We start from the raw sequence: 14,910 nt of genomic DNA on the forward strand, positions 1-14,910 counted from the left end.
ACTGGAATCCATAATAAATTGAATTCTAAGGTTAGATTTTCTTGACCACGGGTTTCACCCGTGGCTATTATAGTTTCAGCCCTTCAGGCTTCTTTGAGTCACTGATTCCCGTGATGTCAATTTAAAAACCGGACGGGCCCTGAGCGGGACCGAAGGGGTAGGTTTTATGGATAGGTTAACCTAAGGCTTCGACTCCGCTCAGCCGCCGGTAGATTGGAAGCCGTTCAAAATTCAGGAACTGGAATCCAATTAAAAATTACCTTTCAAAGTATACCAGAGCCAAAAAATTCCAAACTATTGCATGAAATCTTAAGGTTTTGGCATGATTATTAAATGATAGTAAGAGTAAAAAAACTTCTTATATCATGAAAAAACAAAACAAAGAATATTTGCAATCATTGGTAATTACCGGAGGGACCATTCTTGGCGCTTATTTGGTACGAAAAGGGCTGGAAGAACTGTATGAAAAAAAGACAGGTGAAGAAGCTCCAAAAAATCCTTATCCGGAAAACAATTCCCTAAAAGAAGCTTTGCTATGGACCGTAGCCACAGGTGTTGTAGCAAGTGTAACAAAAGTTCTACTTCGCTATACTTTTACAGCCGGTTCCGAAAAAGCGATAGAAAATTAGATGTGAGGATATAACCTTCAGCCGGGGATCGGTCAAAACTTTCTTGTTTTAGCAGGTAGGGTAAAAAATTCCAATTCCCTTGGCTAGTTAAATTTGTGATCAAAGTATATTTTTTACCTTTGTTGAAACCCATTATTTTATGAGATACGAACCTGCCAAAGCATCCCTCTATATCAAAAATAGGGCAAAAGTTGCCAATAAATTGCCGTCTAATTCTTTAGCGGTTTTAAATTCCAACGATATCATGCCCACCAATGCAGATGGGACCATGAAATTTAGGCAAAACAATGACCTCTTATACCTCTGCGGAATCGATCAGGAAGAGACCATCCTGGTGATTTGTCCTGATTTTCCGGATCCGACATTGAGGGAGGTACTTTTTATCAAACCTACCAGCGAACATATTGCCATCTGGGAGGGACATAAATTCACCATGGAAGAAGTTGCTGCCCTTTCCGGCGTAAGCACCATTAAATGGACCACCGACTTTGACAGTATCTTCAATATCTTAATGAACCTTAGCAAGCATGTATTTCTCAATACCAATGAACACCTAAGGGCTGTAGTGGAGGTGGAAACCAGGACTGCGCGATTTATAAAAGAATGTAAGGCAAGGTATCCCCTGCACCAATACCATCGTTTGGCGCCCATGATGCACAAGTTTAGGGCGGTAAAAGAAACGGAAGAAATCGATCAGATTCAAAAGGCTTGTGACATCACAGAGGCAGGATTCCGTAGGGTGCTGGAATTTGTTAAACCGGGAGTGCTTGAATACGAGATTGAGGCAGAATACCTGCATCAGTTTATCAAAAGTGGCAGTAGGGGGTTTGCTTATGAGCCTATCATCGGCTCAGGTAGGAATGCCTGTGTGCTGCATTATCTGGACAACAGTGTAACTTGCAAGGATGGAGATTTGATTCTTATGGATGTAGGGGCTGAATATGGCAATTACAATGCTGACATGACCAGAACCATTCCGGTCAATGGCCGCTTTACCAAGCGACAAAGGCAGATATATGAAGCCGTATTGAGGGTGCAGCGACAAGCCATGACCATGCTAAGGCCGGGAATTGATATACAGTCTTATCACAAAGAGATAGGCCTGATAATGGAAGGGGAACTCTTGAGTCTGGGCTTGATTGACCAGACGGATATAAAAAATCAGGATCCCAAAAACCCGGCCTATAAAAAATACTTTATGCATGGTACTTCTCATCATTTGGGACTCGACGTGCATGATGTAGGGACAATGTATGAACCGATTCAAGCAGGCATGGTCTTTACCGTGGAGCCGGGCATCTATGTGTTGGAAGAAGAAATAGGCATCAGGCTGGAAAACAATATAGTGATCAATGAGAAGGGCTATACCGACCTGATGGGAAATATTCCAATTGAGCCTGATGAAATAGAAAGTCTAATGAATGAAAAATAATTTTTAATTCAACCTCACCGCTACATTTTTCATAGATGGACAGTTTATTTAAAGCCGGCCTGAAAGAGACCGTTCTGGCCCTGATGGCTGAGAAAAAAGAAGACCTCAATGCCCAGTTACTTGCCTTGCAGGAAGCCTCCAATGCCGACACCAAAAGCAGTATGGGAGACAAATACGAGACAGGCAGGGAGAGCATCAACCAAAGCAGGGATTTATTAGAAAAGCAGAAGGTGCTTTTGGATCGGGATGAGAAAATAATAGCTCAAACCTCTGTTGATCCTACGGCTACGGTCAGCTCCGGGGCCTTGGTTAAGGTTCAACTTGGCTGGCTATGGGTGGCGGTTTCCGTTGGTAAGGTAATGCATGAGGGGCAGGAAGTTCAGGTGGTATCGGCTGATTCTCCCTTGGTAGCCGCACTGAAAGGAAAAAGGGTAGGAGATAAAGTAGCCTTTAGAGGTAGGTCCACCGAGATTCTGGAAGTTGTTTAACGCATCGTATCGTTTAAATAAACCCTTGAAGGCTTTTAAAGCCTTCAAGGGTTGTTAAAGAAACAAGACAGATAACAAAGAAACTTTGGTTTTGGCCACTCACGGTTTTATTAAGAAAGTGGATAAGGTTCCTGTAAAGGAAATTGACAGAGCAGTACGACTTAGAGAAAAATATTTTAAGAATTAACAAAAGCAGTAATCCTATGGCAACTAAAGAATTAAAGACATATTCGCTTGCCGAAATGAAAGACAAGTATATCGGAGAGGTGGGGACGCAAGAGCGTGACGAATATGAATACGAACTTCGTATGGACGTTTTGGGTAGGATGATTAAAACAGCAAGACAAGAAAGAAACTTGACACAAGAAGAGCTTGGTCGACTTGTTGGCGTGCAGAAAGCCCAAATCTCTAAACTTGAAAGCAGTGCCAACAGTGCGACCATTGATACCATATTAAAAGTGTTCAAAGCATTAAAAGCAGAAATCAATTTTAATGTAAAACTTGAAGACAAATTCATTAAACTTGGCTGAATGGGGAAAAAGTCAAATAAACCAAGGAGTGGAGATAATAAATAGGAGGAACAGCCCCTGCAGCTGCGTTCAATTTCGGTTTTGGTTAATGTGGAGGCAGGTTCTTGGCTCTCTCCAGATCTAAGCAGGTTTTTCTGCACACCCTCAAGCTTGTTACAGATTATTTATGAGCTAAACATCCTGCAAACGAGTAAAGGTAAAAGCATTTTTTTTCAACTTTAAGATACAATCATCTGACAATCCGGTATTAAACCGCTTATTTTTTAGTAATTCATCCGAATTACAAGCCATTTATAGATAAATTCTCACATTTTACCATAGAATTAAGGTTAGGGAGCTAGTTTTCTTGTCCTAAAAGATTAATTTGGGGATTAATTCTAAAAAATGCTATGGGAACATAGGCGGTATATACGCAAGTTCATAGTTAAAATTATAATTGGATGGTTGGCTTGAATGCTGACTTTCCGGCAAGGTTCTTATACAAGCATAAAAAGCCATAACCGGAAATAAAACCCTGATGGATAGAAATCGAGATAGGGATCGTTTGTCCAACTCCATTTTTCTTTGAGATGCCCGCAGGAGCGAGAGGAGAAGGGGCTGTTTTTTACAAGGCAAAGAAAAACTCAATACAACAGAAGACACCTAGTTATTTGAATAAGTCTTACTAGTCCTAATATTGTCTTCTTCAAACATTAAATACCCTATTGTTAGCTACTATTTCAAAACCGACATAGAATCAATATGAACGAGAATAAAAATACTGAGACAAATGAAAAACAAGAACCCAAAATTGTCAAACCTAACTTTGGTTTAGAAATCGACAGTTTTATTAAACATATTGAAGCACAGGCTGACATTGTTCCGCTTGTGATGGGACTTTTAAGTGTGAAATTGGTTCAAGAATCAAAACACGTTGATAAGTACATAAAAGAAAATGGAATAGCAGAGAAAGAAGAAAATGGGGACGAGAAAGGTAAGCTATTAATACCCTCTGAGAAGTTTAAAGAATTTATTGAGCTTAACGAAAAAGTTGAAACAACCGACTTAGCATATAACTTACTACCAATAAATTTTGTGGTTTCGTTTGTTAGCCAGTATGATGCTTACTTAGGTGGTGTAATAAGAACAATGTTTCTTTCAAAGCCTGAGTTTTTAAATAGTTCGGAAAAGAATATGCTATTTTCAGAATTGATAAAATTCGAATCTATTGAAGAAGCAAGAGAGTTTATAGTTTAGAAAGAAGTTGAATCCGTTTTAAGAGAAAGTCACTTAAAACAGTTTAAATGGCTAGAAAATAAACTAGGGATAACTCTAAGAAAAGACTTGCCAAGTTTTAGCGATTTCATTGAAATTACCGAAAGAAGAAATTTATTTGTCCATTGCAACGGTGTTATTTCTAGACAATACCTTGAAGTATGTAAAGAAAATAATGTTAAAAATATAGACCAAGCAATACTTGGACAAAAGCTTAATGCAAATCCAGCATATTTCAATAAGTGCTATGTGACATTGTTCGAAATTGGTGTTAAACTCGGACAAGTAATTTGGAGAAAACTTCAACCAGAAGACATTGAAAATGCGGATGCCCATTTAAATAATGTTTGTTACCAATTACTTATCAAAGGCCACAATAAACTTGCTTTGAATCTTTTGACCTTTGCAACGGATACTCTGAAAAAACACCACGACCAAGAGATGCTCTGTATTTTGACAATCAACAAGGCTCTTGCTCATTATCTATCTGCCAAAAAAGACGACTGTAAGAAGGTGTTGGAAAAACATGATTGGTCTGCTACAAATGATAAGTTCAAATTAGCTATAGCAGTTCTCAGAGAGGAATATGAAAATGCAATTGAAATTATGGAATCAATTGGAACAAGTAATAAGCATATAAATCAAGATGCTTATCGGGAATGGCCATTATTTAGACATTTCAGAAAACGAGATGACTTTAAAGAAGCATATAAAGAAATATTCAATGAAGAATTAGTCTACGTTGAGCCTAAACCAAGAAACCTTGAAGATATATTGACTGACCAAAAGCAATTAAGAAAAGAAGCAGAAGAAGAAAAAACAGCAGCTAACAATGTATAAAAGCAATAGCGGGAAAGTTTGTTCAACTTCCTTTTTCTATAGATTTACCAGCAGAAGAGCGGGAGAAGAAGCGTTAGTTTTTACAAGGCAAAGTAAAAATCATTACAAAAACAGGTGTTTAGTTATTTGAACAAGGGTTACTAGTCGTTATATTGTCTTCTTCAAACAATAGATACCCTTGTGTTGTATGCAATGAATAATTAAATGGGAGAAAATATTTTAATTATCGGTGATAGATTTGAAGGTGTTCTTTTAGAAACATTTATTGGAAAAAGTGCATCCCGACCAAGGGTTCGTCCATTAGAGTATTTTGAGACAGACATAGTAGTCAAATTTCCAAGCCAACTAAGAATAGACAATCCTATAGGAACTAGATTTAGAGCTGACGTTAAGGTCTGTCAAAAAACAAAAAATAATCAACCTTTTGGAAGACCATATCTTGACTCAACAGACAGCAGCATTGTGAAACTTGATTATCTTCCCAATAAAATAATTAAGGCAATTAAACTAGATACAATAAGCGAACGAGCATATAGGTACATTGAACAAGAATTCCATAAAGAACCGCGACTAATAAAGTTCAGCGATTTCAGGGAAAAAGTATATCAGAATTCAATTGAATCACCCAAGGAAATACTGATAAATGCCAGTTCAGCATTATATCGCTCGGATATTATTAGAACATATGCCCTATCGAGAGCAAGGGGCAAATGTGAGTCTTGTGAAAATGACGCTCCCTTTTTAAAAAGAAATGGCCAACCATATTTAGAAGTTCATCACATTATTGAACTATCAAAAGGTGGTTCTGACTCACCGAAAAATGTTGCCGCAATTTGTCCAAATTGCCATGCAAATATTTCTCACGGGTTAGATGCGACTTCTTTAAATAAAAAACTTGAGTATAAAATAGAGCAATTAGAGAAAAGTATGGACGAATAAATTGCATACAATATGTGAAAATCCTACCGAAATAATTTGTTATTTATTTAAAAAGCCTGTCGACAGTTAAACCTGTGAAGTCGCTGTATTATTGTAATACCGTTTATAAAGTAGGTTATTGGTTAGCTGTAGAGGGGGATTATAGGCTTCCCCATATATACTGAATAGGTATATAATCCACTCGTAATAAAATTTTACTTATTGGTAAAGAAGAGATTACAACTAAATTGACTGACCATAACCAGTTAAGGAAGATTATGAAACTCCGAGAAAATTCCCCAAAATTGTAGACAAAATTAAAGGCATTTATGGCAACGGTTGATAAAATAAGAAGCGGATTGATTGATAAAATCATGACAATTGAAAACAAGGATTTCTTATTGGTACTTGACAATTTGGTTTCTTCAAACGCAACCGATGTGGAGGTTCTTGAACTTACTGAAGAACAAAAAGATATGCTTAAACTGAGCGAAGAGGACATAAAAAATGGCCGCTTGATTTCACAAGAGGCGATGGATAAACGAAACCTCGAATGGCTAAACGGTTTTTAAAGTGGACCCGAACTGCGGAAATTCAATACCTTGAAATTTTGGAGTATTGGGTGAACAGAAATAAGTCAATTGCCTATGCTGGAAAATTGATTAAAAAAAAATAACGTAACGAACAAAGCAAATTGCAGAGAAACCATTTATTTTTAAAAAAGCAGATTTCAAAGATACACATGAAGCCTCCCTTGGGGATTTTAGCATTTATTATCAAGTAGCTGATGAAGCAATAGTCATCACAGCCTTTTGGGACAACAGACAATATCCCGAAAAATTATCACGGATTATTTTAAAAGATAAACCATAACTAAGGCCCTTCGCCACCCATCGCCACCCTTCGACAGGCTCAGGGATCAAGCTCAGATTCCATCACCGTATTGGATCCACACATCAGGGCTTTAGGATATAGGGTTGCTGTTACTAATAATTTCCCTATAATTTAAATGCTTATCGATTTACAGAGCCTTTTGAGCTGTACCTCATAGTCAGGTATATAGTGCCACCAAAATATGGTAATCCGGCAAGTGAAAATCCTACCTAAATGATTTGTCGTTCCTGAGTAATCAGGACCTGTTCTAGTAACGAATAATATAGTCTTATGGATTGAAAATCTTCTTTTCGGGAACAAAGACGAGTACCTTTTTATTAATTGCGCTATTTAAGTGTTACTTTTTCATTATTTAGCGGGCAAGTAAAGATAGAGAGGTTATTTTAGCATGGAGTATTAAATAATTTTGGACTACCTTAGTCAGTTTACAAAACCCAAATATTCATCCATGAGAAGTTTTTTGTTATTGCTTGCCGTTTTTAGTTCATTTTCATTAAATGCCCAGCAAATTTTACCGGAAAATTGGGACCCTGTTGCCCAAGGAAATACAGTGCTTGATCGATTGGTAAAGGTTACTGCCCCCGAAGTCAAGGGAGCGCATGATGCTGAATTTGTAATGGTAGGTGATTACGCTTATATCGTGGCTGAGGTCAATGACCTGAAGGCCGGAGAAAGTGGGAATTGGACTTTTATATATTCGGCCATGTCCATTGTAAACCTGAAAACCATGGACGTTGAGGAAATCATTCCCTTTGCACGAAGTGAACAGCAATTCGCCAATGTCAGCCTACCGGAAGGGCAATGCTGGATACCCCGGATTATTCAGAAGGATAAGAAAACGCTTCGCATTTACTTTGTCAATGAACGTTCCGGAGATAATCCGCACTCACAGGTTTGGTACATTGATTATAATTTGCGCTCAGGAAGCTTTTCTAAGAAGGTTTACAAAGTAAAAATCAAAACAGCCGCAGGCAAACTGGATTTCACCACTGAAAACTTTTATAGGGATGCCAAAGCCCATGGCTTTAATAAAATGCCGGTTGGATACGGTGCCTACCTCTTTGACTCCTTCAAAGAATTTGACGGGAAAACCTATATTACCTTGAACAACTTTCCCGGGAAGCAAAATGCCTTGGCAGTAGCCAATAAAAAACTGGATACCTTTGAAGTGCTAGGTCATTTCAATGAACCGCAATCAGCGAATTTGTCTGAATCTTCTGTCAACCGCCTTCCTGATGGTACATGGATGGCCATTTGTCGTAGGGATGAGGGAGATAGGAATTACTACATCAGCTATAGCAAAGACGGCCATGACTGGACCATCGGTAAACCAATTCCTTCCATTCCAAATGGGACAAGTTCAAAGCCTACATTTGATTATTTCGATGGAATCTATTATTTAGGCTGGCAGGAAGCTAGCCAGGTGGATGGCGTTTCTCGCAGTGTTTTTAATATTGATGTCTCTCGTGACGGGAAAGAATGGGAACGTAAATACAGTTTTAGGACTACTAAATCTTTTCAGTATCCAAGTTTCGCTAAACATGACAATAGCATCTGGCTTATCACAACACAGGGCGATTTCTCAGCTAGCCGTAAAGAGCGGATTATGTTTGGGAAACTGGAGTAAAAAGTCAGGCCTAATCTAACTTTTCCCATGTGGTGCTTCCATGCTGATAATAATGGAAGCGATCGATGGACCCGAATTTATTTTGCTCAAAATAGAAGACGGCATTTGCATGGGGTCTGAAGAAAGTATGGTCATGGTCACGGTGGACAGGGTAGATTGCCCCGTTCCAAGATTGTTCAAATAATAGTTGTTCGCCTTCGGTACGTACGGTGATACGTATATCCGTTCCATATTCAAGTCCTTCAAGCTGTTGGTAAACTCCTTCCAATGACTGAAGCAATTCACCGTGAGCAGGTGCTTCTTGGCGATCTTCAGGAAAGATTACCTTTTGTCTGTCTGTATCGTACTCAAGATTTGCTTCTAATAGGTAAAACTGTTCTACCCCCGGAGGCAAATGATAAATGGTGTCTCGTTCTGCGGACCAGCGACTGCCGTCATAGATACTTACATAGCCCTTTCCTACGACTTTAAACCTTCCATTGCTGTAGACAATTCCTGTGTTTTCTTCGATCCCAATGCCAAGCAGATCAGGGAACTTCCTTTTGATTTCAAACATGTCAAACTGCCTGTTTCTTGCCAAATGGTGTTGGTCAATGGCAATGGATTTGATCAGGCCAAAACCTTTGGGATAGTCTCCTATCATTACAGTATGATCTACCGAATCACCTCTAACAAGTAGAGAGCCCATGATAGAGGCTCCGGCAGAAGTTCCTGCAATTGTTTTTCCTGCCATGTAAATTGATTGTAGGGAATTGACCAGCCGAGTACCTAGGTAGGTTTTGGCAAGTCGCCATTGTCTGCCTCCTGTAATCCATACAGCGTCTGCATTTAGAACTAGGTCATTTAAAGCGTCTCCATTGGCCATTTCCCTGCTTCTGGTATGGAGAATGGTGATGTCTTTAAATCCAAAATCCAGAAAAGGCTTTTTTATCCGTTCGAGATCATTATCCGTAGCCAGCAATTTATCCTCCATGGCCGAAGGGATGATAATAAGCTTGCTTTCAAGTCCACCTGCTAATCCTGAAAACTGTGTTAAAAAGTATGCATTGGTGCAGTCTCCACCCATGACCAGTAAATTACCGGTTTTATCATCAGCTTGCTGTGCTTGCGCAAAAGACAATAAAGATAGGGAAAGCAAGCTGAGTAAAATTTTAGTATTCAATAGATTATTGTTTTGGCAGAAGGCGTTAATTTCTATTAAGGGAAGTCAATTACCGGCTTCTCTTTTACAGGTGAAATGGTTTCAATAGCTATGCTCAGGTAGCAGAAGGAACATTGGCTGCCTGGTTTATACGGCCAATTGGATTGGTTGTTTTTTTAAAATGCAATTCGGGCAGGACGATCAATATTTCTTCCTCAGTTTCTTCTTCTTCCCAATATACGATAAAGTTTACATGTACTGAGGCAAGTTGGTATCCCCGCTTTTCCAGGTCCTCCAGTTGCCCTTTGAATTTTTTCGAAAACTTTAAGATGGGTTGGTTTTCTTGGTCGAAGCATGCCCCCTCCTTTGCCTGTAGTTCATCACCACTGATTAAAAGGGAAGTTCTGTATTGAGTATATTTGAAAAAACTCAACCAGACATCTTTATAGCTGAGTTGCATCACCATAATGTCCGGTTCAGGCCAATGGGCGGAGTCTGTCACTTTGATCAGATCGTCAACGATAATATTGTCTAGAAAATCCCCTTTTAAATGAATGGACAGCTGCTGTTTGGCCCTTGTCATGGCGACATACAATAGCCTGATGTCCTCATCTTGTAACCGACTTACGTTTTGTAGGAGTAAAAAGACATTGTCAAATTCCTTACCTTTGGCTTTGTGAATGGTCGAAACCAAGATGGTGTCTCCATTGTCGGATATGAAATCTTCTAGCTTTGACTCCCTGAGGAAGAGTTCCAAATCAGTTTTGTACTTTCTTTTAGGGTGGGAAGCTTCAAATTCCTTAATCAGGTTAATGCATACTTCAATTTTCGAACTTTTTTTGTACTTCCGCCACAACGCCTTTTTGGCTTGGGTCCATAGTTCTTCATGAATCACATATACCTCTTCCGTTAACTCCAAGTGATTGACGAAATAACGAAGCTCCACAAGGTTGTATAAATTAAAGGCATCATTGGTCTGAATTAACTTGGCAGGGAACTTGTGCTTGAGCAATAAACCGGTGATTTGCAATGCTTCATCATTTGATCTGGTTAATACGCAGGTGCTTCCTTTGAGCTCTGTACTCATGATGTCATTTACCAAGGGAGAAATCAGGTGCTGTCCCCGGTGCTTTACCAGTTTTATATTTCCATTTTTTTGGGAAACGGCTTTTATTGGATTGGTTTTTAACCTGTTTTGAAGTCTTCCAATAAACTGATTGGTGAAGTTAACGAGGTTTCCTTGACTCCTGTAGTTTTCTATCAATTCATATTTAACGGCCTGTTTTTTATGGATAAATTGTTCCAGGTATTTAGCATTGGCACCTCGAAATTCGAAAATATTCTGGTCATCATCTCCCACAGCAATCACTCTCATTTCTTCATTTTGCTCCATCAAGGCCTTGATCAAAGCAAATTCATCGGCATCCATATCCTGAGCTTCATCTATCACCAAAACTGTCTTGGTAATTCGGTTGGCTTCCACTTCTCCACCGGTTATTTTCTCTACTGTTTTTTTGATGATATCGGTCGATTTGTCCAGGTCGCCAATTTTGCCCAGCAAGTCAAAGCAATAGGAGTGAAAGGTTTTTATCTCGATAAAATTGGCTGCATTGCCGATTAGCTTGAGTAGTCTTTGTTTGAATTCTGACGCTGCTGCCCTTGAAAAAGTAACCATAAGTAATTGTTCATGTTTTACATCCTCCATCAACAGTAAAGAAGCCAACTTATGAACCAAAACTCTGGTTTTCCCACTTCCCGGACCGGCCGCAACTACGATATTATTGGACTGATTGTCTTTGATTATTTTCAATTGACGGGGAGAAAGTTCGCCAAAAAGTTGGCGGAATTTGCCGGGTGTGATGTTTCTTTTGATTTCATTTTGTCGGCTTCCCTTGAAATACTTGTTTAAAAAAACGCTGTAATTCAATTGGAAATAATCTTCGGCAAATTGTAAGGCTTCCTGGTAGTCACTCAGCATTCTTTTGGCATATTCTCCTACAATATGAATCTGCTGTACCTTGTTTTCATAAAATTGATTCAACTTTTGGTAATCATCGACCTTGTACCGGATTTTATTGTCCTGTTCAATTCTCTCGATGGTCAATTGGTTGTAGACCACCATAAATCCACCTTCAATTTTTAGAGCTTCAATTCTCGATAAATAGAAAAGGGTTTCCTCAATGTCATCAGCTGTGATAGGAAGCTTAAAAAGTAGGGATGAATTTTCGTAGGCCTCCTTTAGTTCCTGCACCGAAAACTCGATCAGGATCTGAGCTTTGTTTTGTTCTTCTTCAGGGGCTTTTGATAGGGCTCTCGAATGTAAAAAATTGATGATGAAGACGGCCAGTTCATGTCGTTTTTTTAGTTTTTCACCTAGTTTTTTCTTTGGCTGAATGCAAATTATTGCCATGTGAGACCGGGAAAAACTCAAGGCCTTCCTTTTGATCCAATTTTTAATTGCCCAGAAATTAATTAGCGTTTTGATTTTATAAGGGCTAACATCTTTACAGCCATTTTCTTCAGCTGCCTCATTCAATGCTTTTATTTGAAAGGGCCTCTCTTCTTCCCGGAAGGTAGAGAGAAGGAAATTTTCAATACGGGCAAAAGCTTCTACTATTGCGAGTGAGCGGTTTTTGTTTTCTCCATTTTTTATGAAGGCTGTTAAATCTTTGGAGTCTGCCAAGATGTTTTCTTCTCGGAGTAGGCGGATAATCTGAATGACCTCCCCTTTAACAATCCCCAGATGATCAGAAATATAATCTATGCGTGATTCGGCTTCTTCCTCATTTGAGTGGTTTTTGCTTTTGCTGGAAAAAAGTTTTTTTATTATCCGAATACCGTGTTGTTTCTGTTTATCCTTAAATTTTTCAGAAGCATTGATTTTATCGATGGCCTCTTGTGCGTTTTTGGCGAGGATACTGTTGGCGTATATTTTTGGAATATTTTGGCCCCTTTTGATATAACCGGCCTCCTCCAATGCGGTAATCGCTGTTTTTACGCGAGTCTCTATTTCTTTTATATTGTCATACCAACCCGCTTTTCTGGCAATCTCTAGGGCGGAATTGGATACCGTTGACCTAAACCGGGTGATATTTTTAATGGCTCTCCAGACCTGTTGAATTTCTTTTATACTTAATTTGGTCTGATTGAGTAAGATAAAATGTTTGCTGAGATCCTCTTCATTGAATAGTACAAAGCAGTCTGCTGAGATATTTTCATCCCTTCCTGCCCGGCCGGCCTCCTGTACATAATTTTCAAGTGAGTCTGAAATTTCATAATGGACCACCATCCCAACGTCTTTTTTATCGACTCCCATGCCAAATGCAGAGGTGGCAACCATCACCTGGACTGTTCCATCGATAAAAGCATCTTGATTTTCGGACTTTTCCTGTTTGTCCATCTTTCCATGGTAAGACCTGGCACTAAAACCATCATTGGTTAAGCGCTCTGCTAATACAAAGGCCTTATGGGTTCTGGAAACATAAATAATTGTAGGGCAATCCTTTTCTTCAATTAAACTCCTTACCGTATTGTATTTTTGTTCCTCGTCTTCCCTAGGGAAAACCTTATAATGTAAGTTTGTTCTTGAGGTTTTGGAGCTGAATACCTTCAGCTCCAAGGATAGCTTGTCTTGGAAGTAACTGCAGATGTCTTCAATTACTTTTTGTTTGGCGGTGGCAGTGAAACAAGAAATGGGGATGGGTTCAGCCCTGTTTTTTTTCTTTTGTAGCTCATGAATAAAATCCCCTATATATAGATAGTCAACCCTGAAGTCCTGTCCCCAAGAAGAAAAGCAGTGTGCTTCGTCGATTACAAATCGGATGATATTTCTTCCAAGTAAAAGATACTCAATGGATTTTGATCGCAAGGATTCCGGAGAAATATAAAGAATAGATGCTGCTCCATTTTCCACCCTTTCAAATGATTTGGCCCTTTCAATAGGGTCTAAAAGCCCATTGATGGTAACGGCATCTGTGATGCCATTTCTCTCCAAGTTGTCCACCTGATCTTTCATCAAAGACTGTAAGGGAGAAATTACCACTGTCAAGCCTTTTGCATTTTCTCCTGCCATCAAAGCAGGAACCTGAAAGGTGATGGACTTGCCTCCTCCGGTAGGGAAAACAGCAAGTATGGATTTGTTGTCTATTGCGGCTTTTACGGCTTTCTCTTGCAAGGGCTCTTCTCCATAGGTTCTATACGCCTCAAAGCCGAAAAACTTTTTCAACCCCTTATGGATATCCAATGCCTGATCGCAATACAGGCATCCGCTCAAACAAGGGTTGTTTTTCAATAGGTACAAAATACTTTCAATGTCCGGGTAATTTTTTATTACCCAGGGAGGGGTTATTGATAGGCGACTTTTGGTATTGATTAAAGCCAAGCTATAAGCGAGTGCGATTGGGGAGGCTTCAATGAGTTTAGTCAAATTTGCCTCTCGGCAAATATCGTTGTGGAATTCTTCTCTGATTAAGCTTTCTACGTCCCATCTTATTTCATTAATGTCCAAAAAAGTAAAAAAGGCCTTAAACTCTGGTTTATGCCAAAGCAACTTATAATAAATTTTTTGTAGGGGTTTGCTTAGTTGTTGAAAAGCAGCGACTTCATCATAAAATAGGTCCTTGGCTTTTTTGGAGTCATTTAAGGGGTTGTTTTTATCTTCTGTTTGAAGCTTATCGTCTTTTACAAGCGCATGGTAGGGTCTTTTGGGAAAAAGTAAAGGGGAGAGGTATAAGGTGTCAATAATTTTTGAAGGGTCAAAACTTAGGTCATTGAGCACCCTGCGAATGTATTTTAAATCATGCTTGATAATATTATGTCCACAGATATAATGAGAGCCCTTAATAAATGCCATAAAATCGCTCAAGGAAGGGGAATGAAAAACCTCGCCATTGCTTTTAACACTTCCTATGTCAAGCACTTTTTGGGTTTTTACAGCTATTTCAGTATCTATGAAAGCTATTGATTTCATGATTGATTAATCGTAGAAATAAATTTAGGCTATGTTTTGGTCTATTAATGTTTTAGCTAAGATAAGAATATTTGCCGGGTTTGGTGAGGGTTAGTATTTGGGAATTATATTCTTGTTAAGTATTGATTTTATAATGAATTGTTCTGTGAAATGGTTTTGGAGGAATGGATGTTTGAAAGGGAGTAGAA

At 38.9% G+C, this 14,910-nt stretch carries 11 protein-coding genes; 9 read left to right on the forward strand and 2 right to left on the reverse strand.

All coding sequences use genetic code 11. The features are described from left to right. The first annotated feature begins 365 nt into the window (after positions 1 to 365). The 9 genes from Q4534_RS03765 to Q4534_RS03805 all read left to right on the forward strand — a co-directional run bounded on the left by Q4534_RS03765 (position 366) and on the right by Q4534_RS03805 (position 8,612). Positions 366 to 629, forward strand: a complete 264-nt coding sequence (locus tag Q4534_RS03765; protein WP_303611834.1) for a DUF4235 domain-containing protein — start codon at positions 366 to 368, stop codon at positions 627 to 629. Positions 630 to 768: 139 nt separating this feature from the next. After that, the gene (locus tag Q4534_RS03770) at positions 769 to 2,061 is read left to right on the forward strand and encodes an aminopeptidase P family protein (protein ID WP_303611835.1); all 1,293 of its coding nucleotides are present in this window, start codon (positions 769 to 771) and stop codon (positions 2,059 to 2,061) included. A gap of 35 nt (positions 2,062 to 2,096) precedes the next feature. After that, positions 2,097 to 2,549 carry a hypothetical protein gene (locus Q4534_RS03775; protein ID WP_303611836.1) on the forward strand — a complete coding sequence of 151 codons (453 nt, stop codon included), beginning with the start codon at positions 2,097 to 2,099 and terminating at the stop codon, positions 2,547 to 2,549. 203 nt (positions 2,550 to 2,752) lie between these two features. Beyond that, on the forward strand, positions 2,753 to 3,079 hold the full coding sequence (locus Q4534_RS03780; protein ID WP_303611837.1) for a helix-turn-helix domain-containing protein: 327 nt from the start codon (positions 2,753 to 2,755) through the stop codon (positions 3,077 to 3,079). 741 nt (positions 3,080 to 3,820) lie between these two features. Then, on the forward strand, positions 3,821 to 4,315 hold the full coding sequence (locus Q4534_RS03785; RefSeq protein ID WP_303611838.1) for a hypothetical protein: 495 nt from the start codon (positions 3,821 to 3,823) through the stop codon (positions 4,313 to 4,315). An 87-nt stretch (positions 4,316 to 4,402) separates the two neighbouring features. After that, a complete protein-coding gene (locus tag Q4534_RS03790; RefSeq protein WP_303611839.1) occupies positions 4,403 to 5,173 on the forward strand; it encodes a hypothetical protein in 771 nt (256 codons plus the stop codon). A 204-nt stretch (positions 5,174 to 5,377) separates the two neighbouring features. After that, complete coding sequence (locus tag Q4534_RS03795) at positions 5,378 to 6,112, forward strand: HNH endonuclease signature motif containing protein (protein ID WP_303611840.1); 735 nt, start codon at positions 5,378 to 5,380, stop codon at positions 6,110 to 6,112. A 308-nt stretch (positions 6,113 to 6,420) separates the two neighbouring features. Then, positions 6,421 to 6,663, forward strand: coding sequence for a hypothetical protein (locus tag Q4534_RS03800; protein ID WP_303611841.1), 243 nt, complete (start codon positions 6,421 to 6,423; stop codon positions 6,661 to 6,663). A 770-nt stretch (positions 6,664 to 7,433) separates the two neighbouring features. Then, a complete protein-coding gene (locus Q4534_RS03805; protein ID WP_303611842.1) occupies positions 7,434 to 8,612 on the forward strand; it encodes a sialidase family protein in 1,179 nt (392 codons plus the stop codon). 10 nt (positions 8,613 to 8,622) lie between these two features. Here the strand turns inward: Q4534_RS03805 and Q4534_RS03810 are convergent, their stop codons facing one another. After that, positions 8,623 to 9,774, reverse strand: coding sequence for a cyanophycinase (locus tag Q4534_RS03810; protein ID WP_303611843.1), 1,152 nt, complete (start codon positions 9,772 to 9,774; stop codon positions 8,623 to 8,625). Between the two features lie 94 nt (positions 9,775 to 9,868). Beyond that, the gene (locus tag Q4534_RS03815; RefSeq protein WP_303611844.1) at positions 9,869 to 14,722 is read right to left on the reverse strand and encodes a RecQ family ATP-dependent DNA helicase; all 4,854 of its coding nucleotides are present in this window, start codon (positions 14,720 to 14,722) and stop codon (positions 9,869 to 9,871) included. Between the last annotated feature and the right edge of the window lie 188 nt (positions 14,723 to 14,910).

The sequence above is a fragment of the Cyclobacterium sp. 1_MG-2023 genome, assembly GCF_030546805.1.
Classification (GTDB): Bacteria; Bacteroidota; Bacteroidia; order Cytophagales; family Cyclobacteriaceae; genus Cyclobacterium.

Bases quoted from the DNA above. Each gene is read 5' to 3' on its own strand.
- Q4534_RS03765 (WP_303611834.1), top strand. From the start codon at position 366: ATGAAAAAACAAAACAAAGAATATTTGCAATCATTGGTAATTACCGGA.
- Q4534_RS03770 (WP_303611835.1), top strand. From the start codon at position 769: ATGAGATACGAACCTGCCAAAGCATCCCTCTATATCAAAAATAGGGCA.
- Q4534_RS03775 (WP_303611836.1), top strand. From the start codon at position 2,097: ATGGACAGTTTATTTAAAGCCGGCCTGAAAGAGACCGTTCTGGCCCTG.
- Q4534_RS03780 (WP_303611837.1), top strand. From the start codon at position 2,753: ATGGCAACTAAAGAATTAAAGACATATTCGCTTGCCGAAATGAAAGAC.
- Q4534_RS03785 (WP_303611838.1), top strand. From the start codon at position 3,821: ATGAACGAGAATAAAAATACTGAGACAAATGAAAAACAAGAACCCAAA.
- Q4534_RS03795 (WP_303611840.1), top strand. From the start codon at position 5,378: ATGGGAGAAAATATTTTAATTATCGGTGATAGATTTGAAGGTGTTCTT.
- Q4534_RS03800 (WP_303611841.1), top strand. From the start codon at position 6,421: ATGGCAACGGTTGATAAAATAAGAAGCGGATTGATTGATAAAATCATG.
- Q4534_RS03805 (WP_303611842.1), top strand. From the start codon at position 7,434: ATGAGAAGTTTTTTGTTATTGCTTGCCGTTTTTAGTTCATTTTCATTA.
- Q4534_RS03815 (WP_303611844.1), bottom strand. From the start codon at position 14,722: ATGAAATCAATAGCTTTCATAGATACTGAAATAGCTGTAAAAACCCAA.